The organism is Burkholderia sp. BE12 (genome assembly GCF_002959955.1).
Lineage (GTDB): Bacteria > Pseudomonadota > Gammaproteobacteria > Burkholderiales > Burkholderiaceae > Burkholderia.
The window spans coordinates 88,109-113,896 of record NZ_PREY01000014.1 but is presented as its reverse complement, the minus strand read 5'-3'; the positions used below and the strand labels follow the sequence as shown (position 1 = coordinate 113,896).

The 25,788-nt window shown below is 68.1% G+C and carries 28 protein-coding genes; 17 read left to right on the top strand and 11 right to left on the bottom strand.

Annotated features, from left to right (window positions below):
- The first annotated feature begins 25 nt into the window (after positions 1-25).
- The 5 genes from C4B30_RS17800 to C4B30_RS17780 all read left to right on the top strand — a co-directional run bounded on the left by C4B30_RS17800 (position 26) and on the right by C4B30_RS17780 (position 3,680).
- Positions 26-511 carry a CreA family protein gene (locus tag C4B30_RS17800; RefSeq protein WP_105132782.1) on the top strand — a complete coding sequence of 162 codons (486 nt, stop codon included), beginning with the start codon at positions 26-28 and terminating at the stop codon, positions 509-511.
- A 62-nt stretch (positions 512-573) separates the two neighbouring features.
- Complete coding sequence (locus C4B30_RS17795) at positions 574-1,518, top strand: AraC family transcriptional regulator (protein WP_105132781.1); 945 nt, start codon at positions 574-576, stop codon at positions 1,516-1,518.
- Positions 1,519-1,638: 120 nt separating this feature from the next.
- On the top strand, positions 1,639-2,406 hold the full coding sequence (locus tag C4B30_RS17790) for an AzlC family ABC transporter permease (protein WP_105132780.1): 768 nt from the start codon (positions 1,639-1,641) through the stop codon (positions 2,404-2,406).
- Positions 2,403-2,741, top strand: coding sequence for an AzlD domain-containing protein (locus C4B30_RS17785; protein WP_089499819.1), 339 nt, complete (start codon positions 2,403-2,405; stop codon positions 2,739-2,741). The genes C4B30_RS17790 and C4B30_RS17785 overlap by 4 nt, the downstream gene beginning before the upstream one ends.
- Before the next feature lie 162 nt (positions 2,742-2,903).
- Positions 2,904-3,680, top strand: coding sequence for a DUF4088 family protein (locus C4B30_RS17780; RefSeq protein ID WP_027783906.1), 777 nt, complete (start codon positions 2,904-2,906; stop codon positions 3,678-3,680).
- Between the two features lie 131 nt (positions 3,681-3,811).
- Here C4B30_RS17780 and C4B30_RS17775 read toward each other — a convergent pair whose 3' ends face one another.
- The gene (locus tag C4B30_RS17775) at positions 3,812-4,213 is read right to left on the bottom strand and encodes a hypothetical protein (protein WP_089499818.1); all 402 of its coding nucleotides are present in this window, start codon (positions 4,211-4,213) and stop codon (positions 3,812-3,814) included.
- 266 nt (positions 4,214-4,479) lie between these two features.
- Between C4B30_RS17775 and C4B30_RS17770 the strand changes: the two genes are divergently transcribed.
- The 3 genes from C4B30_RS17770 to fumC all read left to right on the top strand — a co-directional run bounded on the left by C4B30_RS17770 (position 4,480) and on the right by fumC (position 7,837).
- Positions 4,480-4,698, top strand: coding sequence for an RNA-binding S4 domain-containing protein (locus C4B30_RS17770; protein ID WP_027783904.1), 219 nt, complete (start codon positions 4,480-4,482; stop codon positions 4,696-4,698).
- Between the two features lie 137 nt (positions 4,699-4,835).
- On the top strand, positions 4,836-6,224 hold the full coding sequence (gene norM / locus C4B30_RS17765; protein ID WP_027783903.1) for a multidrug efflux MATE transporter NorM: 1,389 nt from the start codon (positions 4,836-4,838) through the stop codon (positions 6,222-6,224).
- Between the two features lie 218 nt (positions 6,225-6,442).
- The gene (gene fumC / locus C4B30_RS17760; protein WP_089499817.1) at positions 6,443-7,837 is read left to right on the top strand and encodes a class II fumarate hydratase; all 1,395 of its coding nucleotides are present in this window, start codon (positions 6,443-6,445) and stop codon (positions 7,835-7,837) included.
- Positions 7,838-7,882: 45 nt separating this feature from the next.
- On the opposite strand, the gene C4B30_RS17755 is transcribed toward fumC, so the two are convergent.
- Together C4B30_RS17755 and C4B30_RS35670 are read right to left on the bottom strand one after the other, a co-directional pair.
- Complete coding sequence (locus tag C4B30_RS17755; RefSeq protein ID WP_027783901.1) at positions 7,883-8,395, bottom strand: acyl-CoA thioesterase; 513 nt, start codon at positions 8,393-8,395, stop codon at positions 7,883-7,885.
- 130 nt (positions 8,396-8,525) lie between these two features.
- Positions 8,526-8,666 (bottom strand): hypothetical protein, encoded by a 141-nt coding sequence (locus C4B30_RS35670; RefSeq protein ID WP_175888556.1) that lies wholly within the window; start codon positions 8,664-8,666, stop codon positions 8,526-8,528.
- Positions 8,667-8,856: 190 nt separating this feature from the next.
- Here C4B30_RS35670 and C4B30_RS17750 point away from each other — a divergent pair, with 190 nt between their 5' ends.
- Both C4B30_RS17750 and C4B30_RS17745 read left to right on the top strand, forming a co-directional pair.
- Positions 8,857-9,564: an ArsR/SmtB family transcription factor gene (locus C4B30_RS17750; protein ID WP_105132779.1), complete on the top strand. Its 708-nt coding sequence runs from the start codon at positions 8,857-8,859 to the stop codon at positions 9,562-9,564.
- A gap of 150 nt (positions 9,565-9,714) precedes the next feature.
- Entirely contained in the window at positions 9,715-12,285 is a 2,571-nt protein-coding gene (locus C4B30_RS17745; protein ID WP_234015437.1) for a DUF6600 domain-containing protein, read from the top strand.
- A gap of 100 nt (positions 12,286-12,385) precedes the next feature.
- Here the strand turns inward: C4B30_RS17745 and C4B30_RS17740 are convergent, their stop codons facing one another.
- Together C4B30_RS17740 and C4B30_RS17735 are read right to left on the bottom strand one after the other, a co-directional pair.
- The gene (locus tag C4B30_RS17740) at positions 12,386-13,357 is read right to left on the bottom strand and encodes a thymidylate synthase (protein WP_105132778.1); all 972 of its coding nucleotides are present in this window, start codon (positions 13,355-13,357) and stop codon (positions 12,386-12,388) included.
- A gap of 42 nt (positions 13,358-13,399) precedes the next feature.
- Positions 13,400-14,797: a sigma-54 dependent transcriptional regulator gene (locus C4B30_RS17735; RefSeq protein WP_105132777.1), complete on the bottom strand. Its 1,398-nt coding sequence runs from the start codon at positions 14,795-14,797 to the stop codon at positions 13,400-13,402.
- Between the two features lie 504 nt (positions 14,798-15,301).
- Between C4B30_RS17735 and C4B30_RS17725 the strand changes: the two genes are divergently transcribed.
- Positions 15,302-15,628 carry a hypothetical protein gene (locus C4B30_RS17725; protein ID WP_027783896.1) on the top strand — a complete coding sequence of 109 codons (327 nt, stop codon included), beginning with the start codon at positions 15,302-15,304 and terminating at the stop codon, positions 15,626-15,628.
- 288 nt (positions 15,629-15,916) lie between these two features.
- Positions 15,917-16,417: a dihydrofolate reductase gene (locus tag C4B30_RS17720; RefSeq protein ID WP_027783895.1), complete on the top strand. Its 501-nt coding sequence runs from the start codon at positions 15,917-15,919 to the stop codon at positions 16,415-16,417.
- 85 nt (positions 16,418-16,502) lie between these two features.
- Here C4B30_RS17720 and pmbA read toward each other — a convergent pair whose 3' ends face one another.
- Complete coding sequence (gene pmbA, locus C4B30_RS17715; protein ID WP_027783894.1) at positions 16,503-17,873, bottom strand: metalloprotease PmbA; 1,371 nt, start codon at positions 17,871-17,873, stop codon at positions 16,503-16,505.
- A gap of 127 nt (positions 17,874-18,000) precedes the next feature.
- On the opposite strand from pmbA, the gene yjgA reads away from it, so the two are divergent.
- Positions 18,001-18,603 (top strand): ribosome biogenesis factor YjgA, encoded by a 603-nt coding sequence (yjgA, locus tag C4B30_RS17710; protein WP_279610177.1) that lies wholly within the window; start codon positions 18,001-18,003, stop codon positions 18,601-18,603.
- A complete protein-coding gene (gene mog, locus C4B30_RS17705) occupies positions 18,587-19,195 on the top strand; it encodes a molybdopterin adenylyltransferase (protein ID WP_080681382.1) in 609 nt (202 codons plus the stop codon). Before yjgA ends, mog begins: the two co-directional genes overlap by 17 nt.
- A 34-nt stretch (positions 19,196-19,229) precedes the next feature.
- Here mog and orn read toward each other — a convergent pair whose 3' ends face one another.
- A complete protein-coding gene (gene orn / locus C4B30_RS17700) occupies positions 19,230-19,850 on the bottom strand; it encodes an oligoribonuclease (protein ID WP_027783891.1) in 621 nt (206 codons plus the stop codon).
- A gap of 125 nt (positions 19,851-19,975) precedes the next feature.
- Between orn and C4B30_RS17695 the strand changes: the two genes are divergently transcribed.
- From C4B30_RS17695 to C4B30_RS17685, 3 genes are all read left to right on the top strand, one after another.
- Entirely contained in the window at positions 19,976-21,235 is a 1,260-nt protein-coding gene (locus C4B30_RS17695) for a M48 family metallopeptidase (protein ID WP_027783890.1), read from the top strand.
- Positions 21,232-22,173, top strand: a complete 942-nt coding sequence (gene rsgA / locus C4B30_RS17690) for a ribosome small subunit-dependent GTPase A (RefSeq protein WP_027783889.1) — start codon at positions 21,232-21,234, stop codon at positions 22,171-22,173. The genes C4B30_RS17695 and rsgA overlap by 4 nt, the downstream gene beginning before the upstream one ends.
- Positions 22,174-22,237: 64 nt before the next feature.
- Complete coding sequence (locus C4B30_RS17685; RefSeq protein ID WP_027783888.1) at positions 22,238-22,555, top strand: putative signal transducing protein; 318 nt, start codon at positions 22,238-22,240, stop codon at positions 22,553-22,555.
- Between the two features lie 78 nt (positions 22,556-22,633).
- On the opposite strand, the gene C4B30_RS17680 is transcribed toward C4B30_RS17685, so the two are convergent.
- From C4B30_RS17680 to trmD, 4 genes are all read right to left on the bottom strand, one after another.
- A complete protein-coding gene (locus C4B30_RS17680) occupies positions 22,634-23,572 on the bottom strand; it encodes a CobD/CbiB family protein (RefSeq protein ID WP_027783887.1) in 939 nt (312 codons plus the stop codon).
- Between the two features lie 120 nt (positions 23,573-23,692).
- The gene (locus C4B30_RS17675; protein WP_027783886.1) at positions 23,693-24,379 is read right to left on the bottom strand and encodes a CoA pyrophosphatase; all 687 of its coding nucleotides are present in this window, start codon (positions 24,377-24,379) and stop codon (positions 23,693-23,695) included.
- A gap of 87 nt (positions 24,380-24,466) precedes the next feature.
- Entirely contained in the window at positions 24,467-24,859 is a 393-nt protein-coding gene (gene rplS / locus C4B30_RS17670) for a 50S ribosomal protein L19 (RefSeq protein WP_027783885.1), read from the bottom strand.
- Between the two features lie 133 nt (positions 24,860-24,992).
- Complete coding sequence (gene trmD, locus C4B30_RS17665; protein WP_027783884.1) at positions 24,993-25,787, bottom strand: tRNA (guanosine(37)-N1)-methyltransferase TrmD; 795 nt, start codon at positions 25,785-25,787, stop codon at positions 24,993-24,995.
- Position 25,788: the final 1 nt, after the last annotated feature.

The following is a 25,788-nucleotide window of genomic DNA, read 5'->3' as shown; positions in this document are numbered from 1 at the left end:
CCCGCATTCGCATCCGGTTCCGTCGATGAAGCATCGCCTCCCGCGCTCCGCCCCCCTTGCCCTCGTGCTCTCCGCATTCGCCGCCGCACCGTTCGCGCACGCGGAGGAAGTCGGCAGCGTCAACACCCATTTCCGCGTCACGGGCTCCGATCGCGTGGTCGTCGAGGCCTATGACGATCCGGTCGTCAACGGCGTGACCTGCTACGTGTCGCGCGCCCGCACCGGCGGGATCAAGGGCACGCTCGGCGTCGCCGAGGATCCGAGCGAAGCATCGATCGCCTGTCGGCAGGTCGGCCCGATCAGCTTCAAGGAACCGCTCAAGCAGCAGACCGACGTGTTCAGCGAACGCATGTCGTTCATCTTCAAGACGCTGCACGTCGTGCGCGTGGTCGACAAGAAACGCAACACGATCGTCTACCTGACCTACAGCGACCGCATCGTCAGCGGCAGCCCAAAGAACGCCGTCACCGCGGTGCCGATGCCGGCCGGCACAACGATTCCGGTCAAGTAAGCCCGCACCCGCCGGGCGCGCAAGCGATACACTGTCGATTCGACCGCTCCCGTCGCCCGATCATGTCCGCCACCCGCCTTCCCGATTCCGCGCGCTACTGGCGCACGCCGCTCGTGCCGGACGCGGATCTCCTCACGGCCACCTATCGCGATCACACGTTCGCGCCCCACTGGCACGACGCGTACACGATCCCCGTGATTCTTGAAGGCGCGGAACGCTTCACCTATTGCGGCACGGGCCATGTCGCCGAAACGGGCACCGTGCCCGTGATCAATCCCGGCGAAGTCCATACGGGGTCGCGCGCCGCCGACGAGGGCTGGTGCTATCGCGTCAGCTACATGCCGGTCGAATTCATCCGCGAACTCGCCAGTTCGATCGCGGGCCGCCCGCAGGATGCGCCGTGGTTTGCCCCCGACGTGATTCGCGACGCCGATCTCGCGGCCCGGCTCACGCTCGCGCACCGGATGCTGGAAGCCGGTAGCGAGCGCGCCCTGTCGTCGCAGGCGCCGGGGTCGCCAGCCCACGCGCCCGCGGCCGGCGACCCGGTGGCCGACGACCCGGTGGCCGGTGCTCCCGCCACCGGCGTGCCGCGCATCTACGATCCGCTTGCCGCCGAAACCGCGATGCTCGACGCGCTGTCGACGCTGATCGCGCGCCACGCCGACGTGCGGCCGCAGCCGGCACCGCTCGCGGCCGACGAACCGCGCGTCGACGCGATGCGCGAGCGGCTCGCCGCCGACCTGACGTGCACGGTGACGCTCGACGACGTCGCGCAGGCGGCCGGCCTGTCGCCGTTTCACGCGGCGCGCCTGTTCACCCGTACGGCCGGCATGCCGCCGCATGCGTGGCGCAACCAGCTGCGGCTGCAGCGTGCACTGGCGCCGCTGCGCGCGGGCGTGCCCGTCGCCGATGTCGCGGCAGCCAGCGGCTTCGTCGACCAGAGCCACTTCACGCGGCATTTCAAACGGATGTTCGGCGTGCCGCCCGGGCGCTGGCAGGCAAGCTGACGCGCGGCTTCCCGCAGCCGCCGGCCGCGCCGCGACCCGCGCCGGCCGACACGCGGCACCGCTCCCGCAGGCGCAAGAACATACAAGCCGGCTCGCCGCCGGCCCGCTATCCTCCACGTCATGGAGGAGCGCTTCTTGAATACGACACCCGCATCGCCCCCGCGCCGCCCGCTCAACGAATGGCTCGACGGCGCACGCGACACGATTCCGATGATGATCGGCGCGGCGCCGTTCGGCGTGATCTTCGGCACGCTCGTCGGCGGCGGCCCGCTCGCCGCATGGCACGGCGCGCTGATGTCGCTCGCGGTGTTCGCGGGCTCCGCGCAGTTCATCGCGCTCGGCCTGATCGCCGGCAGCGCGGGTTTCGCCGTCGTGCTCGCCACGACCCTGATCGTGAATCTGCGCCATCTGCTGTACAGCGCGACGCTCGCGCCCTATGTCGCACACCTGCCGCTGCGCTGGCGCGCGACGCTCGGCGCGTTGATGACCGACGAGGTGTTCGCGGTCGCCTACGGACACTACCGGCACTACCCGCCCGGTACGATCGGCCCCCACTACTTTTTCGGCTCCGGGCTCGCGATGTACCTGAACTGGCAGGTCTGGACGCTCGCGGGCATCGGCTTCGGCACTGCATTCCCGGGCCTGCAGTCGCTCGGTCTCGATTTCGCGATGGCGGCGACCTTCATCGCGATCGTCGTCCCGCAGCTCGGCACACTGCGCTACTTCTCGGCGGCCGCCACGGCCGGCACGCTCGCGTACTTCTGGCAGGGCTGGCCGTACAAGCTCGGGCTGCTCGGCGCGGTCGCCGCCGGCGTCGCGATCGGCGTCGTGCTCACGCTGCTGCACGACCGCACGCGCGCCGGCTCCCGCTCGGAGGCTGCATCGTGAGTTACGCGCTGCTGATCCTCGGAATGGCCGTCATCACGTATGCGATCCGCTCGACGCTGTTCCTGTTCGGCGAACGGCTGACCTTCCCGCCGCTCGTGCGGACCGCGCTCGGCTTCGTGCCGGTCACCGTGCTGACCGCGATCATCGTACCGATGACGGTCTCGCCGCACGGCGGCTCGGCCGAGCTGACCTGGCGGAACCCGCAGCTCGTCGGCGCGCTCGCGGCCGTGTTCGTGTCGGCCGCGACCCGCCGCCCGCTCGTGACGATCGCCGCCGGGCTCGTGGTGTTCTTCCTGTGGCAAGGGGTCGTACTGCCGCACTGGCTGCCCGCCTGAGCGCAGGCTCCGTCGCGCGCGCTCAAGTTTTCGCCCGGTGCGCCGATATAGGAGATGAAGACCCGCCACCGGCCCCGGCGCGCATCGGTCAGTCGACGCTGCGCCCCGTCCCCGGTGCGCCGTGCCGGCGCCGGCTTGCGCGGGCCGCCATCGAGACGATTCATGGGCCAGATCACCCTTTCCCTCAAGGACGACACGCTCGAGTCCCTGCGCAAGGACTACGATGCGTTCGTCCGCGTGTCGCTGAAACTCGACCCGCAATTCGCAACGCCGTCGTTCGAGGATTTCCTGCGCGCGAAGCTGCTCGACAACATGGTGCCGCTGACCGAGCACGCCGTGCAGCGGATGCTGCAGGGTGGCCAGTACGCGTGGGCCAAGCGCGCGCTCGACAAGGAATTTCCGGACGTCGTCGCGATCCTGATGCGGCAGGCCGGCGAATTCGGCTTCGGCTTCGCGTCGCGCTCCGAATGGACCCCCGACGAACTCGCGAAGGCATGCCGCGACTGGGCGAAGGCAATCGTCGCCGAAGCGCAGGGCGATCCGTCGCTGATCGACCCGCTCGCGTCGCAGATCAAGAGCGCGGCGCAGGACATCCAGACGCTCGAGGAACTGATGCAAACGCCTGCGTGGCGGCTCGCGGAATCGCTGCGGCAGCGGATCTACGAGGCCAAGCTCGCGTGCGAGATGAGCGTCGGCAGCACCGCGCGCGACAAGCTCGGCGAACTGCGCGGGCTGCTGCGGCTCGGGCTCGCGCACGGCTCGTTCCAGAAGCAGGAAGCGCAGCAGATCATGGAATACCTGCGGCTGCTGAAGCCGGAGATCTTCGTCGAGGAACCGTACGACGTCTTCGCGCGCCTCGCCGCGTGGCTTCGCGGCGTGTTCACGCCGGCCGCCATACGGCCGGCCCAGGGACAGGGGCAAGGTCAGCGCCGGCCCTGACCGCGCGCTCGTCCCGCGCATCGTATTCCCCCACGAAAACGGCCCGGTCGCGCGAAGCGAACCGGGCCGCCTGACGATCGCCGTCGCGACGCGCCGTTCGAGGCGAGCGTCGCGACGGCGTCGGGCACCGCTTACTGCGTGGCGCCCTGGGCCGATGCACCGCCCTGCGCGCCGACCGATGCGCCGCCTTCGGTCGCCTCGTCGGCCTTCGCCTTGGCCGAGCCCGCATGGCCCTTGGCCGACTTCGCCGCATGCTTCGTGTGCTTCTTGGCCGAATGGACGGCCGACGACGTCGTATCCTTCGCGCCATCGGCTGCCGCGCCGACTGCATCGGTCGCACCGCCCGTCGCATTGCCCGACATGTTCGCACCGGCACCGCCCTGCGCGCCCGCACCGACACCTGCCGCCGGCGTTTGCGCCTGTACGCCGGCACCGGCTGCGCCTTGCGCCGTCGTGCCCGTCTGGGCGAATGCGGCCGAAGTGGCGAACGCCGTCAGCGCGGCACCGATCAGGATCGTATGAATCTTGGACATGGCAATTCTCCTCGAGAAGTTGTGCGCCCGGACCGCAGCGATGCGGTCCGTCGCGTCCCCGCCGCAACACGCAGCAGGTACGACAGAAGACCGGCGGCCCGCACGGCCGGTTCGCGAATCTCTCAGACTGTTACCCACCGTTTCATTTGCTGACGAATCGCTCACAGTCCTTTACATCCGCCGCCGGCCGCCCGCGCTCGCGTGCGGGCGCGCGCTGCCGTATGATGCGGAGCGTTTCCTCCCGCGCGTTGCGCACCTTCCTCGTCATGCCCAATCTGGATTTCACGCTGACCGGCGAATACGTCGAGCTGCACAACCTTCTCAAGATCACCGGCCTCGCGGACAGCGGCGGCACCGCGAAGCTGATCGTCGCGTCCGGCGCCGTGAAAGTCGACGGCGCGATCGAGCTTCGCAAGACCTGCAAGATCCGCGCGGGCCAGGTCGTGCTGCTCGGCGACACGCGCATCGCGGTACGCGAGGCCTAGCGCCCGCGGGGTTCCCCCTGCCCGCGACATGGCCATCGGCGCACGCGTTCGACACGGTACGAATAAAGCCGTAAGCTAACCGTCTCTCAAAATAAATACATATAGCGCGGGCCCGCACCCGCGCGAGCGCCCATTCCATGTCGCATTCCGGTCTTACGAGGACGGCCGCCGCGCCGCCGTCCCTGTCCAGTCATGCCGCCGATACCGCGCGCCTCGCCGCGCCGCTCGCGATCGCGCAACTTTCCCAGATGGCGATGAGCGTCACCGACACGGTGCTGCTCGGTTCGCTCGGCCCCGATTCGCTCGCGGCGGGCGGGCTCGGCGCGAACTACTTCTTCGTCATCGTCACCATTCTGCAAGGCGTGCTGTCGTCGGTCAGCGTGAGCGTCGCGCATGCGCGCGGCGCCCAGGCCGAGGATCGCGTGCCGCACATCTACTGGACGGGCTTCGCGCTGTCCGTGCTGCTCGCGATTCCGGCGATCGTCGCGCTGTCGCTCGCCGAACCGATCCTGCTGATGTTCCACGAGCCGCCGCTGCTCGCGCACCACGTCGGCGAATACACGGGCATCCTGCGCTTCGCGGCGCTCGGCAGCCTGATCGGCGTCGGACTGATGCGCGCGTTCCTGCCGGCGATCGGCGCGGCGCGCCGGCTCTTGTGGGTGTCGATCGGCGGCGTCGGCGTCAACGGCGTGCTGAACTACGGGCTGATCCACGGCGCATTCGGGCTGCCGCGCCTCGGCTTTCTCGGTTCGGCCGTCGCGACGACGATCACGATCTGGCTCACCGCGCTCGCGCTGATCTGGCTGCTGCACGGCCGGCAGCGCTTCCGCCATTTCGTGACCGCGGCGCGCCCGAAGCTGCCGGTGATGGGCGAATTGATCGGCATCGGTTGGCCGGTCGCAATCACGTACGGGGTCGAATCGACGCTGTTCCTCGGCACCGGCCTCACGGTCGGCGTGCTGGGCGCGACGTCGCTCGCCGCGCACCAGATCGCGCTGAACGTCGCATCGGTGTCGTTCATGGTGCCGCTCGCGATCGGCCAGGCGGCCAATGTTCGCGTCGGCTACTGGATCGGCGCGGGCTCGCCCCTCGCCGCGCGGCACGCGGGCTTCGTCGCGCTCGCGCTCGGCGTCGGCTTCATGTCGCTGTCGGGCCTCGTGATGATCGTCGCGCCGCATACGATCGTCGGCCTGTACCTGCACCTCGACGACCCGGCCAACGCGGCCACGGTGTCGCTCGCCGCGTCGCTGCTCGGCATCGCCGCGGTGTTCCAGATCGTCGACGGCATGCAGACCGTCGCGTCGGGTGCGCTGCGCGGCCTGAAGGACACGCGCATCCCGATGCTCGCCGCGACCTTCGGCTACTGGGGCATCGGCTTCCCGACCGGCTACTGGTTCGCGTTCCACGCGGGCCTGGGCGCGCGCGGCCTGTGGTGGGGGCTCGCGGCCGGGCTCGCGAGTGTCGCCGCGCTGATGGCATGGCGCTTTCACCGCAAGACCACCTCGCTCATCGCGACGGCGCGCTAAGGCCTGTTCACGCTGATAACGGGCTTGCGCCGGCCCCGGAACGAATTTCTCCAAACAGGGGAACGTGCGCTAGGCGCGACACGACGCAAAATCGCGGCCGGCGCTATGCTTGTCGGTCGAACCCATCGAGACGCCGCGCAAGCGGCGCGGCTGCCCCACGATACGTCTGACGCCGCGCGACGACGCGCGGCCTTTCCCCTTTTCAGGAGGAGTGCATCATGAATGAAGCAGTTCGGATGGAACGCGACACGTTCGGCGAGATCGCCGTGCCGGCCGACCGGCTCTGGGGCGCGCAGACCGAGCGCTCGCTGCAGAATTTCCGGATCTCGACCGAGAAACAGTCGCCCGAGCTGATCCACGCGCTGGCGATCGTCAAGCGCGCCGCGGCGGCCGTCAACCAGTCGCTCGGCGTGCTCGCCGACGACAAGGCGCACGCGATCATCGAAGCCGCCGACGAGATCATCGCCGGCAAGCATCCGCGCGAATTCCCGCTCGCGGTGTGGCAGACGGGCTCCGGCACGCAGACCAATATGAACCTCAACGAGGTGATCGCGAACCGCGCGAGCGAGCTGCTGGGCGGCGAGCGCGGCGAAGCGCGCAAGGTTCATCCGAACGACGACGTGAACCGCGGCCAGTCGTCGAACGACGTGTTCCCGACCGCGATGCACGTCGCGGCCGCGTATGCGATCGTCAATCACCTGCTGCCGGCGTTGCGCACACTGCGCGCGACGCTCGACGCGAAGTCGAAGGCGTTCGCCGACATCGTGAAGATCGGCCGCACGCACCTGCAGGACGCCACGCCGCTCACGCTCGGCCAGGAATTCTCCGGCTACGTCGCGCAGCTCGACCAGGGCATCCGTCACGTCGAATCGACGCTGCCGCACCTGTACGAACTCGCGCTCGGCGGCACCGCGGTCGGCACGGGGCTGAACGCGCATCCGGAGTTCGCGGTGCGCGTGGCCGACGAGATCGGCCGGCTCGCGAAGCTGCCGTTCGTGACGGCGCCGAGCAAGTTCGAGGTGATGGCCGCCGCCGACGCACTGGTCTTCGCGCACGGCGCGCTGAAGACGGTCGCGGCCAGCCTGATGAAGATCGCGAACGACGTGCGCTGGCTCGCGAGCGGACCGCGCTGCGGGCTCGGCGAGCTGTCGATTCCGGAAAACGAGCCGGGCAGCTCGATCATGCCGGGCAAGGTGAACCCGACGCAGTCGGAAGCCGTGACGATGCTCTGCTGCCAGGTGTTCGGCAACGACGTCGCGGTCAACGTCGGCGGCGCGAGCGGCAATTTCGAGTTGAACGTGTTCCGGCCGATGATCGCGCACAACGTGCTGCAGTCGGTGCGCCTCCTCGCCGACGGCGCGCAGAGCTTCAACGATCACTGTGCGGTGGGTATCGAGCCGAACCGCTCGCGGATCGATCTGTTGCTGAACGAATCGCTGATGCTCGTGACGGCGCTCAATCCGCACATCGGCTACGACAAGTCCGCGCAGATCGCGAAGAAGGCGCACAAGGAAGGCACGACGCTGAAGGCGGCCGCGCTCGCGCTCGGCTACCTGACGGAGGCGGAATTCGATGCATGGGTGCGCCCCGAGCAGATGATCGGGACGCGGTAACGACAGGACGACGGGCGCGGCGCGGGAGCGCGGCGCCCGCGGCACTCAGACGGCGCCCTTCGCGACTTCTTCCGGCTTCATCTCGACGATCTTGTCGAGCGCGGCCCGCACGTCGGCCGCGTATTTCGCCAGCACCCGCTGCTCGTCGGTTTCGGGCACGAACGGCGGCACCGGCACCGGGTTGCCGTTCTCGTCGACCGCGACGAACACGACGAGGCAATCGGTCGTCTGGCGCAGCACGCCGCCCTTCGGATCGCCGGCGTGCACCGACACATGGATGTGCATGCTGGTACGGCCCGTCGCGACGACACGCGCCTTCAGCTCGACCAGATTGCCCACCAGGATCGGACGCTGGAAACGGATGTTGCCGACGCTGACCGTCACGCAATAGCGGCTCGACCAGACGGCCGCGCACGCATACGCGACCTCGTCGATCCACTTCATCAGCGCGCCGCCATGTACCTTGCCGCCGAAGTTCACGGACGAAGGCTCGGCAAGGAAGCGGAATACGGTTTCGGTGCGGTCGAGGGCGGCCGGCACGGGGGACGGTTGGGGCATTGTTGTGGCTCCAGGCGGCAGGGGCGCTGTAATCGGGCCATTATACGTTGCACTGCGGCAACGCGCCGCGGCAAGCCCCGCGTGGCGGGGCTCCGGCGGCCACGCCGGCGCGCGAGCGGATCGACGCCGGTCAGCGTCGCACCGTGACGCCCTGGTCGATCGTCCCGTACATCTCGATACTGCCGCCGCGCTCGCCGGTCGCGCCCGCGCCGCCCTGCGCACAGGCCGCACACACGAGCGCGGCCGCCAACACACAGAAAATCGTCTTCATCGTTGCATCGCGTCCCATGCGGCGGCCCGCTGCCGCCGCGTCCGGCCATTCTACGCGTGGCCTGCAACGGCCTGCGGTCCGGTCCGCGCAGGGGCGCCGCCGCTGCATCCGACATTTCATCCGGAAGCGAAACATCGAATGCGCGCACGGACTACACTGCTCCTCATCCCGCTCCACGAGAGACACGACGATGACCGATCAAGACGACCACCATTTTCCGGGCCTGAGCCGCATCGGCGCGCTGATCGCCGATCCCGGCCGCGCCGCGATGCTGTGGGTGCTGATGGATGGCAGCGCGCGACCGGCCGGCGAACTGACGATGGTCGCGGGGCTGTCGCCGTCCGCGGCCAGCGCGCACCTCTCGCGCCTGACCGAAGGCGGCCTGCTCGCCCTCGACGTGCGCGGCCGACACCGCTACTACCGCATCGCGTCGGCCGACATCGCGGCCTCGCTCGAAGCGCTGGCGAACGTCGCCCGCGCGGCCGCGCCGCATCGCCCGGTTCCGCCGCCGTCGCGCGCGGTGCCGGCCGAACTGCGCTATGCACGCACCTGCTACGACCACATGGCCGGCGAGCTCGCGGTACGTATCTTCGACGGCCTCACCGCGCGCCGCTGGCTGGTCGCGAACGGCGATGCGATCGAGACCACCGAGCTCGGCACGCAGGCGCTCGCGCAATGGGGCATCGACGTCGCGAAGCAACGCACGCGCCGGCGCCGCTTCGCGTGCGGCTGTCTCGACTGGAGCGAGCGGCGCTCGCATCTCGGCGGCGCACTGGGCGCGGCGCTGCTCGAAAGCTTCTGCGCGCAAGGCTGGATCGAGCGCGCTGCCCGACCGCGCGTGCTGCGCGTCACGGTGCCCGGACAGCAGGTTTTCGACGAGTGGCTTACGTCCGCTTGACGCCGGCATTGCAGCTGCACGACAACGGCGCGCGACGGACAGGTTTTGTTACATCGCGTGCCATTCGACTTACAAAACACCGTGCCTTGAAACAGGCCAAGCGGATATTGTGAACTCGACGGCACGAATCGACGCGCCGCGATCACAACGATGACGCTCACCATGGCCACCCAGTTCACGCTCAAACGCGCCGCCCGCTACACGCTGCTCGCGTTCGTCGCGCTGGCGGCGCTGCCGCCCGCCTTCGCGCAATCGGCCGATGCGCCGCCGAATATGGCCGCGGCACGGCAACCGGGCGGCGATCCGCCCGGCCGCGTCGCGCGGCTCAACTACCTGTCGGGCGCCGTGACGACCGAACCGGCCGGCACCGATACCTGGTCGTACGCGGCGGTGAACCGGCCGCTGACGACCGGCGATCAGCTCTGGAACGATGCCGGCGCGCGCTCGGAACTGCACATCGGCTCGACCGCGGTGCGGCTCGGCGAATCGACGAGTCTGTCGGTGCTGAACCTCGACGACACGACGACGCAATTGAAGGTGGGGCTCGGCACCGTGTCGACGCACGTGCGCGACTTGCCGGCCGGAGGATCGTACGAAATCGACACGCCGAACCTCGCGCTCGGCATCGCCGGCCCCGGTGACTATCGCGTCGATGTCGCACCGAACGGCGCGAGCACGACGGTGACGGTACGTAGCGGGAGCGCGACCGTCTACGGCAGCAACGGGCAGTATCCGCTGTCGCCGGGGCAGCAGGTGGTGTTCACCGGCACCGACCTGCAGGTCGCGCAGCAATCGGCCGCACCGGGCCCCGACGCGCTCGACCAGTGGGCCGCCAGCCGCGACGCGGCCGAAGCGCGCTCGGTGTCGGCCCGCTACGTGTCCCGCGACATTCCCGGCTACCAGGATCTCGACGCGAACGGCACGTGGCGCGAAACCCCGAATTACGGCGCGGTATGGGTGCCGAACGACACGCCGGCCGATTGGGCGCCGTATCACGACGGCCACTGGATCTGGCAGGCGCCGTGGGGCTGGACCTGGGTCGACGACGCGCCGTGGGGCTTCGCGCCGTATCACTACGGCCGCTGGGCGTACGTGGACGACAACTGGGCATGGGTACCCGGCCCGATGGTCGTCAGCCAGCCGCCCGCCTATGCGCCGGCACTCGTCGCGTTCGTGGGCGGCGGGGGCGGCGGCGGTTCCGACTGGAGCGTCGCACTCACGGTAGGCGGCGTCGCCGCGGCCGGCTGCGCATGGTTCGCGCTTGGCCCGGGCGAACCGTGGCATCCGGGCTGGGGCGGCTGGAGCCCGCACTACTACGACCGCGTCAACCGCAACATCGTGGTGAACAACGTCAACGTGAACAAGACGGTGAACGTGACGAACATCACCAATATCACCAACATCAACAAGACGTACGTGAACTTCCGGGCGCCGCACGCGATCACGGCCGTGCCGGCCTCCGCGTTCGTGCACGGACAGCCGGTCGCGCACTTCTCGCAGCACGTCGATCCGCAGCAATGGCGCAACGCGCACGTCACGCCGGGCACGCCCGGCATCGCGCCGGTGCGCCAGAGCTTCACCGGCGGGCTGCGCAATGCCAGCTACCGTCCGCCGGCGGCGATCGCGCAGCACCCGTACGTCGCGACGCGCAATCCGGCCGTGCCGCCCGCGTATCGCGATCAGGCCGCCGCCCACCTCGCGCAGCAAGGCGGGCGCGTACCGGGTGCGGGCGCGCCCGTCGTGAAGACGAACGTGCCGGCCGACTATACGGCTCGTCCGGTCCGCGTTCCGGGCAAGCCGCCGGGCAGCGGCGCATGGGCGATGCACAACGTGCAGCTCGTGAATCCGCACGGCCCCGTCGTGCAGCCGACTCGCGCGCCGCACGAAGGCCAGCCGGCCGGCGAGCAGGCCGCGCGGCCGGGCGCGCCGACGCCGGGCATGCCGAATGGCGTGCGGCCGCCGAACGGCGAAAACCCGAACGCACCGCGTTTGGCCAACGGCGGCACGCTGCCGGCACCCGGCAACCCGATGCCGCATCAGGCGTTCGCGCCCGGCAACGGCGTCCCGCATCCGCCGGGCGCGAACAACGTGCCGGCAGGGACCGCCGACGCGCACGCGGCCAACGCGCCGTCGCCCGCGTGGATGCAGCCGCACACGCCGATGGCGCGTCAACGCCCCGATTCGCCCACCGCACTGCACGCGGCAGGAGAGAATGCGCTGCCACCCGTGCGCAGCGCCGCGGCGGCGCATCCGGACGGCGTACCGGCACCGCAAGGCGTACAGCCCGGCGGCCGCAACGAAGCGCCGCGCGCGCTGCCGCAACCGCCGATCGGCAATACCGCGCAGATTCAGCAACCGCGTCCGCGCCCCGATTTCCAGGTGCCGGCCCGACATGCACAGCCGCAACCGCAACCAGAACGGGCCGCCCCCGCGCCGCAGCCGCGCCCGGACTTCGCTCAACCGGCGCCGCATCGCGAGGTCGCGCCGCCGCGCGTGAACGAGTACCGCCCGCCGGCGCCCGCGGTGCACGACATGCCGCGTCCGCAGCCGCAGGCGCCGCATATTGAGCCGCGACCGCAGCCGGCGCCGCGCATGGAGCCGCGCCCGTCGATGCCCGCTCCCCGGATGGAACCACGGCCGCAGCCAGCCCCGCACGTCGAGGCGCCGCATCCGAGTAACCCGCCGCCGCAGGGCGGCCACGAGGAACGGCATCGCCAGTAAGTGCAGCAAAGATGAAACAAAAAAGCTCGACCGGCCAATACCAGTCGAGCCTTTTTTGCGAGGTGCGGATCGATGAAACCGGCCGGCCCCGGCCGCGCGATCAGACCGCCATCGGCGCGGTCAGCGGCTCGTGGTGGCGGTAGCCGACGAGCGAGAAATCGGACGGCTCGACCAGCTCCAGCCATTCGGGCGCATAGACGCCCGTCTTCGCGTACTCGGGCACGCGCTCGGCAATCTCGAGCCGCGGGCTTTCGTACGGCTCGCGCGTGAGCTGCTGCTGCAGCATGTCGAGCTGGTTCTCGTAGATGTGGGCGTCGCCGATGAAATACGTGAACCAGCGCGGCGTGTAGCCCGTCAGCCGGCCGACGAGCGACAGCAGCGCTGCCCCTTCCGTCAGGTTGAACGGCGTGCCGAGGCCGACGTCGTTGCTGCGGATGTACAAGCACAGCGAGATCTCGCGCTTCGTCGCGTTCGGCAGGAACTGGTACAGCAGATGGCACGCGGGCAGCGCGATCTGGTCGAGCACGGCCGGATTCCACGCGTGAAACAGGATGCGGCGATCGGACGGGTTTTCCATGATCGCGTCCAGGCACTGGCGCAGCTGGTCGATCGCCTTGTACAGCAGCACCTTCGGCGCGCCGTCTTCGTCGAAACGCGTGACGATCCGGAAGCCGCGGCGCGTCGCATCGGCGATCTGCGCGTCGGCGCTCGCATCGAGCACCTTGTAGCCCGGCCACTGGCGCCATTGCACGCCGTACACGTCGCCGAGATCGTCGACGCCCTGGCGATACGGGTTCGCGAGCCATTGCGCGTTCTCGTTCGCGTTCGCATCCCACACCTTGCAGCCGAGCGCGCGGAAATCGGCCGCGCTGCGCGACGCGCGCAGAAAGCCGACCAGCTCGCCGATCGCGGACTTGAACGCGAGCTTCTTGGTCGTCACGGCCGGGAAGCCTTGCTGCAGGTCGAAGCGCAGCATCGCGCCCGGCATGCTGATGGTGCGGATCCCCGTGCGGTTCTCCTGCCAGGCGCCGGTATCGAGAATGGTACGAACGAGATCGAGATACTGTTTCATGCGGGTTCCTTCGGCCGCGAGGGGCGACCGTACCCGCCGATTTTAGCAAGCGTGGCGCGGAAGCTCCGGCAACGGCGCCGAAAACCCTGCCAGCGTGTCGCTGCGATCGCGCATGCCGTGCGCGCACATCAGCCGGTAGAGCGTGACGCGCGACACGCCGAGTTCGCGCGCGGCATCCGCAAAACGGCCGCGATGGCGCAGCAGCGCCTGCTCGATCGCTTGCCGTTCGGCCGCCTCGCGCGCCTCCAGCAGCGACACCGGCGCGAGCGCCGCATAGTCGTTCAGTTCGAGATCGGCCGCGGTGATCATCCGGCCTTCCGACATGACGATCGCGCGGCGCACGCGGTTGATCAGCTCGCGCACGTTGCCCGGCCACGAATAGCCGTACAGCGACGCGACCGCATCCGGGGAAAAGCCGCGCAGGCGACGATGCGCATCGCCCTTGAAGCGCTCGAGCATGTGGCGCGCGAGCACCTCGATGTCCTTGCCGCGCGCGCGCAGCGGCGGCTCCTCGATCTTCAGCACGCACAGCCGATGAAACAGGTCCTCGCGGAAGCGCCCTTCGCGCAGCGCCGCTTCCATGTCCACGTGCGTCGCGCAGATCACGCGTACGTCGACCGGCACCGACACGTGCGCGCCGAGCCGCTCGATCTTGCCTTCCTGCAGGAAGCGCAACAGGCTCGCCTGGCTTTCGAGCGGCAGATCGCCGATCTCGTCGAGAAACAGCGTGCCGCCGTTGGCGGCCTCGACGCGGCCGATCTTGCGCTGGTTCGCGCCGGTGAACGCGCCGCGTTCATAGCCGAACAGTTCGGCCTGCAGCAGCGTCGACGGTATCGCCCCGCAATTGATCGCGATGAACGGCGCCTGCGTGCGCGACGAACGCTCGTGAATCGCGACCGCCGTCAACTCCTTGCCCGTGCCCGACTCGCCGGAGATGAACACCGGTGCGTCGGTCGCCGCGACACGGCGGATCGTCTTGAAGAGCCCGAGCATCGCGTCGCAGGTGCCGACCATCTCGCCTTCGCTGCGCCCGGCGCCGACGGGCGGCGCAACGGGATCGGTCAGTGCGACCATGCCGTGCGCATGGCCGACGGTCTCGACGATCCGCGTCGTTTCGTACGGCATCGTCACGTAGTCGAAGCAATAGTCGCGAATCAGATGGCGCAGCGTCGCGTCCTGCAACTGGCCGCGCCGCGTCGCCGCGATCCAGCCGATGTGCTGGATGCTCAGGCAGGATTCGAGTTCGCGCAGGTCCGACGGCTTGAAGCCCGGCGAGAAATCGAGCAGGCCGGCGGTTGCCACGCCGTGCTGCACGACGCGCCGCACATCGCGCACCGTCTCGGCCAAATCGACGCGCCAGCCGCATTCGTCGAAATGGCCGCGCAACGCGTCGTTCGGTTCGCGCGAATAGTAGATCACGTGCCGCTGATCGGCTCCCATATGCTCACCCCGTTCATCAACCGTCTAACGATTGGCGCACACGTCAGATCGCGTGCAAAAGGATCGAATCGGGTCAGCCAGAGGTGGCTCGATTCGCCATGCCGATGCGCGGCAACGACACACAGCCTCGCATGATGGCGCTTATCTCGCGTCCAGTAATTTTGTGATCAAGACAACCTGGTTATAGGCACCGAATACGACAAACCCGTTTCAGTGCCGACGGCGATACGGCCGAATCGCCCACGAGGTCGATGCAGATCAATCATCTGCACATAGCACATGCGCAGGAAGGGTTTCGTCATCGACACACGCGCCGATTGTCATCCTTGAAGTGTGTCGATTGAATCAGCAGTATTCCCGAGCCCCATCGTTTCAGGCCTGAAACATTTTCAAGCGTTTTCGGTCACCATTCGCAACGCTCGAGCGCGAATCGCAATGGCGGCAACGGTCCCGGTACGGTGGCATGTATTTCGCTGAACACGTACACGATCGGAGACAGTCGCCATGCGAAAACCTCTTTTACTTTCTTTCGTGCCGATGATGCTCGTGCTCTCGGCGGCCGGCCCGCCTGCTCCGGCATGCGCGGACGAAGGCACGCAGGCGGCTCGCGCCATATTGCTCGCCGAAAACACGCCGGGCACGCAGCACGGCAACGGGTTCGGTATCGTGACCGTGTCGGCGCCGCAACCGCTGCCAGCCGCCAAAGCCTCCGTGACGCTGTGGGACGAGATCCCGTCGCCGCCCCAGTTGCCGATGCCGCTGCCGGCGCCGCAACCGGGCGACATCCGGCATGCGATGGAAGGCAACGTGCGAGGCAATACGCACCCCTGAGCATTCGCCGCTTCAATTCAATCAGGATGACGTATTGAACTGACGAGCCGGTCGAACGGGATGCCATCGAGCGGAACCGGTATCGCCGATCTCGCGACATAAAACGTTTTTGTGCTCCGTCCCCCGGCGGGCACGCTTTTTATTCGGACGGCCGTCGCGACGCGGGGCATCACGCGTCGCGACGCACGACGCCGGAAACGTCGATGCCCATGGGGCGGCCGGAATCCGGCGCACGCCGCCGTTCCGGTAAAATCGGCCCCATTCCGTTTTCCCTCTTCCCCGACCTTCATGACGACGTTGACCCTGATCGTCGCGCGTGCCCGCAACGGCATCATCGGCCGCGACAACCAGTTGCCCTGGAAACTTCCCGAGGATCTCGCGTTCTTCAAGCGCACGACGATGGGCGCGCCGATCGTGATGGGCCGCAAGACCCACGAATCGATCGGCCGGCCGCTGCCCGGCCGCCGCAATATCGTCGTCACGCGCGACGCCGCACGCCGTTTCGACGGCTGCGATACGGTCACGTCGCTCGCCGACGCACTGGCGCTCGCCGCGCGCGACGGGGCGCCGGAGGCATTCCTGATCGGCGGTGCGCAACTCTACGCGGAAGGTCTCACGCTCGCCGACAAGCTGGTCGTCACCGAGATCGACGCCGACTTCGACGGCGACGCCTCGTTCCCGGCGCCCGACGCCGCGCACTGGCAGGAGATCTCGCGCGATGCGCATCAGGCTGCCGCGCCGAACACGTTCGGCTATGCGTTCGTCGTCTACACACGCAAGCGCGGCTGACGTCTTCTTCCGCACGATGAAAAAAGCCCGACCGGCTCGCGCCGGTCGGGCTTTGCGTTTCCTGGCGGCCTGCGCCGCGTGCGGCTTACTGCCCTGCGATCGTCATCTGCTCGATCAGCACCGAGCCGGTTTCCTTCGTCCCGCGCACGATCGAATCCGCACCGATCGCGACGATATGGCGGAACATCTCCTGCAGCGTGCTGGCAACGGTGATTTCCTCGACCGGATACTGGATCACGCCGTTCTCCACCCAGAAACCGGCCGCGCCGCGCGAATAGTCGCCCGTCACGTAATTCACGCCCTGCCCCATCAGCTCGGTCAGCAGCAGGCCCGTGCCGAGCTTCTTCAGCATCGCGTCGAAGTCGTCGTCCGCCCGCGTGCTCGAGCTGCGCAGCGCGAGGTTGTGCGAACCGCCCGCGTTGCCGGTGGTTTGCGTGCCGAGCTTGCGTGCCGAATAGGTCGACAGGAAATAGCCTTCGACGACACCATCCTTCACGACGCTGCGCGCACGCGTGCGCACGCCCTCCTCGTCGAACGGCGCGCTGCCCATCGCACGCGGCACGTGCGGATCCTCGACGATCTGGATATGCGGCGCGAACACCGGCTTGCCGAGGCTGTCGACGAGGAACGACGTCTTGCGATACAGCGCGCCGCCGCTCACGGCCTGCACGAATGCGCCGAGCAGCCCGGCCGCGAGCGGCGCCTCGAACAGCACGGGCACCTTGCGCGTGTCGAGACGGCGCGCGCCCATCCGCGCGAGCGCACGTTCGGCCGCGTAACGGCCCACCGCTTCAGGCGCGGCGAGATCGATCGCGCTGCGCTTCGACGAATACCAGTCGTCGCGCTGCATGTGGCGGCCGCTGCCCGCGATCGGCGCGCATGCGATGTAGTGGCGCGAGTACGGATAGCCGGCAAGGAAGCCGCGCGACGTCGCGAGCACGAACTGCGAGTGCTGCGCCGACACGCTCGCGCCTTCCGAATTGCGAATTTGCGGGCTGACCGCAAACGCGGCGTCTTCCGCGCGGCGGGCCAGCTCGACGGCGTCGTCGGCCGTCAGCGCCCACGGGTGGTACAGATCGAGGTCGCGCGGGTCGGTTTCGAGCAGTTCGGCTTCGGCGAGGCCAGCCGCTTCGTCCTCGGCCGTGAAGCGTGCGATGTTGTAGGCGGCGGCGACGGTATCCTTGATCGCGGCCGGCGAGAAGTCCGATGTGCTCGCGTTGCCGCGCTTCTTGCCGATGAACACGGTGACGCCGACCATCTTGTCGCGGTTGTGCTCGATCGTTTCGACTTCGCCGCGGCGCACCGACACCGACAGGCCGTCGCCCTCGGAGATTTCGGTCGCGGCGTCCGTCGCGCCGAGCGCCTTCGCATGGCGAAGGATGTCCGATGCGATTTCTTTGAGCTGGTCCTGCGTGTGCGGGAAATAGCGCGCTTGTACGTCGAGATTGGCTGCCATCGTCTTGGTATCCGGTGGCGGGCGGGCGCCCGCATGGTCAAAATGTTGCGTATCCCGCGATCATAGCAAGGTCCGGGGCCGGGCACAGACAAGCTTGGGGTATCCGCGCCGCGATACAATGCGGCCCATGACACGCAAAACCCGAATCCAGCCGATCGAGCATGCCGTCGAAGCCGACGACAACGGCTACGATCGCCCCAGCAAATCCCAGTTGAAGCGCGAGATGCACGAGTTGCAGGTGCTCGGCCAGGCGCTCGTCGACCTGCCGAAAGACGCACTGAAGCGCATGCCGATGCCTGAAAGTCTCTCGGACGCCGTGCGCGAGGCGCGCCGGATCACCGATCACGAAGGCAAGCGCCGCCAGCTCCAGTACGTCGGCCGCGTGATGCGCACGCTGACCGACGACGAAACGGCCGCGCTGCGCACCGCGCTCGACGCGCAACGCGGCGTGAACAAGGCCGCGACGGCCCGCCTGCACTGGATCGAGCGCACGCGCGACCAGTTGCTCGCCAACGACGACGCGCTGACCGAATTCCTGCGCCAGCACCCGGACGCCGACATCCAGGAAGGCCGCACGCTGATCCGCAACGCGCGCAAGGAAGCCCAGCAAGGCAAGCCGCCGCGCTATTTCCGCGAGCTGTTCCAGTGGATCAAGACCGCGAGCGGCACGCCCGGCGGCGATGACGAAGCGGCCGACGACGCCGAAGACGACCATGACGACGAAGCGTAATCATCCGGACGAGCTCGTGGTCGGCCTCGTGTCGATCAGCGACCGCGCGAGTACGGGCGTCTACGAGGACAAGGGCATTCCGGCGCTCCAGGAATGGCTCGCCGGCGCACTCGTCTCGCCGTGGCGCGCCGAAACGCGCCTGATCCAGGACGACGCGCCGACGATTTCGGCCACGCTGGCCGAACTGGTCGACGTCGCCGGCTGCGACCTCGTGCTGACGACGGGCGGCACCGGTCCCGCACGCCGCGACGTGACGCCGGAAGCCACGCTGGCCGTGGCGACGAAGGAAATGCCGGGATTCGGCGAACAGATGCGGCAGATCAGCCTGAATTTCGTGCCGACCGCGATCCTTTCGCGGCAGGTCGCGGTGATCCGCGAAACGGCCGACCATGCGGCGCTGATCATCAACCTGCCCGGCCAGCCGAAGTCGATCCGCGAAACGCTGGAAGGGCTGCGCGATGCCGACGGCAAGTCGACCGTGCCCGGCATCTTCGCCGCGGTGCCCTACTGCATCGACCTGATCGGCGGCCCGTATATCGAGACCGACGCCGCGGTGGTGGCGGCGTTCCGGCCGAAAAGCGCCCGGCGCTGAACGTGGGTCGAGCGCCGCGCGCGTGCCGGTCCGCTCAGGCGGCCGGCACGGAATCGCCTGCCGGCGCCGATGCGGCCGGAATCAGGAAATGCTCGCGATAGTATTTCAGCTCGTCGATCGACTCGTGGATGTCGGCGAGCGCGGTGTGCATCGCCCGCTTCTGGAAACCCTTGTAGATGGCCGGCTGCCAGCGGCGGCACAGCTCCTTGAGCGTGCTGACGTCGAGATTGCGGTAGTGGAAGAACCGCTCGAATTCCGGCATCCAGCGCGCCATGAAGCGGCGGTCCTGGCAAATCGAGTTGCCGCACATCGGCGACTTGCCCGGCGACACGTACTGCGCGAGGAACGCCTGCAGTTGCGCGGCGGCTTGCGCCTCGGTCACGGTCGATGCGCGCACGCGCTCGATCAGCCCCGAGCGGCCGTGCGTCGACTTGTTCCAGTCGTCCATCTTCGCGAGCGTCTCGTCGCTCTGGTGAATCGCGAACACCGGGCCCTCGACGGCAACGTCGAGCGTGGAATTGGTCACGACGACCGCGATCTCGATGATGCGGTCGTTATCCGGGTCGAGGCCCGTCATCTCCATGTCGAGCCAGACGAGGTTCAACTCGTTGCGCACGAGCGCGGGCTGGCTGGCGGAAGCGGCGGTGTCGGTCATGATTCATCCTGGAAAATGGCGGACCGGGCGCGCCGATGCGGCGCTGCCCGGGCGGCCGGCATCGCATCAGCGGGGCCGGTCCGCAAGAACATATAATTCTCGCATAGAACCCTTTGGCGCCTTCGATGTCACCCTTTTCGTTCACCCTGCTGTTCGCGATCGCCGTACTCGCGATGGTCGTCACCAAGCTGTGGCTCGCGTCGCGGCAGATCCGCTTCGTCGCCGCGCACCGCAACGGCGTGCCCGCGCAATTCAGCGCCACCATCCCGCTGACCGCCCACCAGCGCGCGGCGGACTACACGGTCGAGCGCACCCGGCTGACGATGCTCGAGATCGTCGTCAGCGCGGCCGTGCTGGTCGGCCTCACGCTGCTCGGCGGCGTCGGCGCGCTCGACACGCTGCTGACCGGCTGGCTCGGCCGCGGCTACGGGCAGCAGGTCGCGCTGGTCGCCGCGGTGCTCGTGATCACGGGCGTGATCGACGTCCCGTTCGAGTATTACCGCCAGTTCGGGATCGAGCAGCGTTTCGGCTTCAACCGGATGACGAAGCGGCTGTTCTTCACCGACATGCTGAAGAATTCGCTGCTCGGCGCCGCGCTCGGCCTGCCGCTGCTGTTCGTCGTGCTGTGGCTGATGAACCAGGCCGGCAGCCTGTGGTGGCTGTGGGCCTGGATCGTGTGGGTCGCGTTCCAGATGCTCGTGCTGCTGATCTACCCGACCTTCATCGCGCCGCTCTTCAACAAGTTCGAGCCGCTGAAGGACGACGCGCTGCGCTCGCGCATCGAGTCGCTGATGAAGCGCTGCGGCTTCGCGGCGAAGGGCCTGTTCGTCATGGACGGCAGCCGCCGCTCGGCGCACGGCAACGCGTACTTCACGGGCTTCGGCGCGTCCAAGCGGATCGTGTTCTTCGACACGCTGCTCGCGCGCCTGTCCGGCCAGGAGATCGAAGCCGTGCTCGCGCACGAGCTCGGCCACTTCAAGCGCCGCCACGTGATGAAGCGGATGCTCGTGTCGTTCGTGCTGAGCCTCGTGCTGCTCGCGCTGCTCGGCTGGCTCGCCCAACGCACGTGGTTCTATACGGGGCTCGGCGTCACGCCGTCGCTCGACACCAGCAACGCGGGCGCCGCGCTCATCCTGTTCTTCCTCGCGATTCCGGTATTCCTGTTCTTCGCGACGCCGTTCAGCAGCCTCACGTCGCGCAAGCACGAATTCGAGGCCGACGCGTTCGCGGCCAGCCAGACCGACGCGCAGGATCTCGTCAGCGCGCTCGTGAAACTCTATGAAGACAACGCGTCGACGCTGACGCCCGACCCCGTCTACACGGCCTTCTACTACTCGCATCCGCCTGCGTCGCAGCGGATCGACCGCCTGCTGCAGCACGCATGAGCCGGCCGACCTCCCGCAAGCCGGCCCCGCGCGCATCGGGCGCGCAACGGGCCGAAGGCCGCGTGATCGCGGCGCACGGCCGCCACTACATCGTCGCCCCCGACGACGGCGGCCTGATGCTGCAATGCTTCCCGCGCGGCAAGAAGAGCGACATCGCGGTCGGCGACCGCGTCGCGTACGAATTCGCGTCGGCCGACCAGGGCGTGATCGTGGAGATCGGCGAACGGCGCAACCTGCTGTACCGCTCCGACCAGTTCAAGTCGAAGCTGTTCGCGGCGAACCTCGACCAGTTGCTGATCGTGCTCGCGACCGAGCCCTATTTCAGCGAGGATCTGCTCGGCCGTGCGCTGATCGCCGCCGAAGCGAACGAGCTGAAGCCGCTCGTCGTGCTGAACAAGATCGACGTGGAGGCCGCGCTGCCGGTCGCGCGCGAACGCCTCGCGCCGTACCGCGCGCTCGGCTACGAGGTGCTCGAGCTGTCGGTGAAAGGCGCGCCGGACGACGCGCGCGCGCAACTGATGCCGCACCTCGCCGGACATTCGACGATCCTGCTCGGCCAGTCGGGGATGGGCAAGTCGACGCTCGTGAACCTGCTCGTGCCCGACGCCGAAGCCGCGACCCGCGAGATTTCGGCCGCGCTCAACAGCGGCCGCCACACGACGACGTTCACGCGGCTGTACCCGCTGGAAGGCGGCGGTGCGCTGATCGATTCGCCGGGCTTCCAGGAATTCGGCCTCTACCATCTGACCGAAGGCCGCCTCGAGCGCGCGTTTCCGGAATTCCGGCCACTGCTAGCAGACTGCCGTTTCTATAATTGTCATCATCTGCACGAGCCGGGCTGCGCGATCCTCGAGGCCGTCGCCGACGGCCGCATCGCGCCGTCCCGGCACGCGCTGTACGCGCAGCTCGTGCACGAGGCGAGCCAGGTCGTCCGCTGATCGCGCGACGTGTGCGACGGCCGGCCGGCGTCAGGCAGGCCGGCCTTCATCGACAGGAGCGGCGATGCGTTTCAAGGCACCCGATCTCGCGACTGCGCAGCATTGGGCCAACGTGCTCCAGGTGGCCGGTATCGGTTGCGAGCTGCACAACTGCTACGCGACCGGTGCGCTCGGCGGCCTGCCCGCCGATGCATGCACGCCCGAACTGTGGCTCGAAGACGAACGCGACGACGCGCTCGCGCGCCGGCTCCTCGATGCCGCGTCGCACGGCCCGTCGGCCGGCGCGGCGCCCTGGCGCTGCCGGCAGTGCGGCGAAGCGCTCGAAGCGCAATTCACCGCCTGCTGGCAATGCGGCGCCGTGCGCGACCCGCGCGACGACTGAACGCACTGCGTCGACGCAGAAACGAAAAGGCCGGCAACAAGCCGGCCTTTTCGTTTCATCGGGCGCCGGGCTGGCGCGTCACGATACCCAGACCGCCAGCGTGAGCATCAACAGCAGGATCATCCACAGGATCACCGCTCGCCACACGAGGCCCACCGCCGACTGCAGCGTGCGCGGCGTGCAATCGTCACCGACCGTCAACGGACCGCTGTCGCCGACCGCCAGCGCATCGAGGCTCGATGGCTCCGCGAGCGGCCCGGCGAGACGCGCGCCGAGCGCCCCGCTGCCGGCGGCCAGCAGCACGCCGTCGTTCGGGTCGGGCCACTGGCGCGTATGGTTGCGCCACGCGTAGATCGCATCCTCGAAATTGCCGACGATCGCGAATCCGAGCGCCGTCAGCCGGGACGGAATCCAGTCGATCACGAAGAACGCGCGCTGCGCGAACGTCGAGAAGGCAGCCGTGCGGTCGTCGCCCGGCGTCGACCAGCTGCGCGCAAGGTATTCGGAAATCCGGTACAGCACCGCGCCAGCCGGGCCGACCGGCAGCACGTACCAGAAGAACACGCCGAAGACGTGACGATGCGATGCGACGACCGCGTGGATCAGCGTATGACGGACAATTTCGCCGACCGGCATGTCGACCGTGTCGATACCCGTCCACTCGTGCAGGATTTCGCGCGCGCGCGGCACGTCGTCGTTGTTGAGCGCGAGATGGATATCGGTGAAGTAGTGGCTGAACTGGCGGAAGCCGAGCGTGAAATACACGACGGCGACGTTCCACAGGAACGCGAGCACGAAGCTCACCTTGTACAGCAGGAAATAGATCAGCGCGACGATCAGCACCCACGGCAGCACGACCGCGAGCCAGGCGAGGAGCCCGTGCTTCTGCTTGCCGGCGTCGAGGCCATGTGCGACGGTTTCCGCATGAAACTGGAACAGTGCGAACACCGGATTGCTCGGCGACAACGCGCGGACCTGTTCGATGATGAGAGCGAGGAGAACCGAAAAGAAAGTCATGCGTGGCGCCGTCTTCGGAGTTATGTCATTTTTTGCATAACGATAGCACAGCGTCAGCCGCGCATGGCTGCCGGCGCGGTCGCCGGGCAGCCGGGCGGGCGCGCCGGCCGGCGCGCCCGCCTAGCCGGCAGCCAAGAAGCGATACAGATTGCGAAACATGGCGGCAGTTGCGCCCCAGATGAAGTAATGCCCGTCCGGTTTGTCATTCGGGTAGGGCATGGCAAAAAAACGACGCTCGCCGCCTTCCCAGCGGAACACGCGCACCTGATGGTTCGCGGGATTCATCACGAACGCGAGCGGCACCTCGAAGATCTCGGCGACTTCGAACGTGTCGGCCTGCACGGTGAACGGCGGATGCACGAGGCTGACCACCGGCGTCACGCAGAAACCCGTGCCGGTCAGATAGTCGGGCAGCGCACCGAGAATCTCGACGCGTTCGGCGGCGAGCCCGATCTCCTCCTTCGCCTCGCGCAACGCGGTGGCGGTCGCGTCGCGGTCGAACGGCTCGCGACGACCGCCGGGAAAGCTGATCTGTCCGGCGTGGTCGTTCAGGTGATCGGCGCGCTGCGTCAGCAGTACGGTGAGGCCCGACTCGCGGACGACGAGCGGCACGAGGACGGCCGCGCTACGTGGATCGACGCCTTCCTGCAGCCTCGCCTCGCCGGGCTCGACGCTCCATTCGAGCGTGCGCGCGAACCGTTCGCGCAGGCCGGACGGCGTCATCAGCCGGGAATCGATGACCGGCAGGCCGGCACCGGTGCCTTCGACCGGCAATACTTCGGGATCGATGATGGGGCGGCGATTCAATGGGGCTCTCGGGTTCGTGTCGTATCGAGCATATTGTCGCGCCAGAATGAAAAAAGCACCCGGTCGGGTGCTTTTTCCTTACAGCTCTTACTCTTGGGAAGCTGCTGCGGCGCGATCCTTCGACACCAGCTTTTCCTTGATACGAGCCGACTTGCCCGAACGCTCGCGCAGGTAGTACAGCTTCGCACGACGCACATCACCGCGACGCTTCACGACGATGCTTGCCAGCAGCGGCGAGTACGTCTGGAACGTACGCTCGACGCCTTCGCCCGACGAGATCTTGCGGACGATGAAATTCGAGTTCAGACCACGATTGCGAATCGCGATCACGACGCCTTCGTAAGCCTGAACGCGCTTGCGGGTACCTTCAACCACATTCACGTTCACGATCACCGTGTCGCCCGGGGCGAAATCGGGGATCGTCTTGCCGGCGAGCGCGCGCTCGATTTCTTCCTGCTCAAGTTTTGCGATCAGATTCATTACTGACTCCTTATGCCATCGTGTCGGCGTTTACACCCGCCTGCTTCCAGGCCCGGCCCCGATAGAGGATGGATTCACATCAGGCGCCGCACACGCATGTACGGCACCGCCAATTCCCGCTCGCGCAGCCGCCTCAGGAGGCGTCCTTCGCTTCGCGTGCGAGGTTCGCGAGCCACGCCTCGTCGGCGCGGCTCAACAACTTCTCGCGGCGCGCCCGGACGATCAGGTCCGGCCGCTTCCGCAACGTATTCCTCAATGCTTCCTGGCGCCGCCACCGCTCGATCTCGGCATGATGCCCGCCGAGCAGCACGTCCGGCACGCGCACGCCGTCGTATTCCTCGGGGCGCGTGTAGTGCGGACAATCGAGCAGGCCATCGGCGAAGCTGTCCTGCACGGCCGACAGCGAATCGTTCAGCACGCCGGGCAGCAACCGCACGACCGCATCCATCATCGCCATCGCCGGCAGTTCGCCGCCCGACAGCACGAAATCGCCGAGGCTGATTTCCTCGTCGACGCAACGGTCGAGCAGGCGCTGATCGATCGCTTCGTAACGACCGCACAGCACGACGACGCCGGGCTCCTGCGCCATGCGCACCGCACGATCATGCGTGAGCGGCGCGCCTTGCGGCGACATCATCACGACGCGCGTGCTCGCGATACCCTGCTCCGCCTGCGCCGCTTTCGCGGCGTCGATCGCAGCTTCGAGCGGCCTGGCCAGCATCACCATGCCCGGACCGCCGCCGTACGGACGATCGTCGACCGTGCGGTAGTTGTCCGTCGTGAAATCACGCGGGTTCCAGGTGCGCAGCCCGAAGCGCCCCTGCTTGACGGCCCGGCTGGTGATTCCCCAGTCGGTCAGTGCGCGGAACATCTCGGGAAAGAGCGTGACGACGTCGAACTGCACCGCGCTCTCGGTAACCTGGTTCATT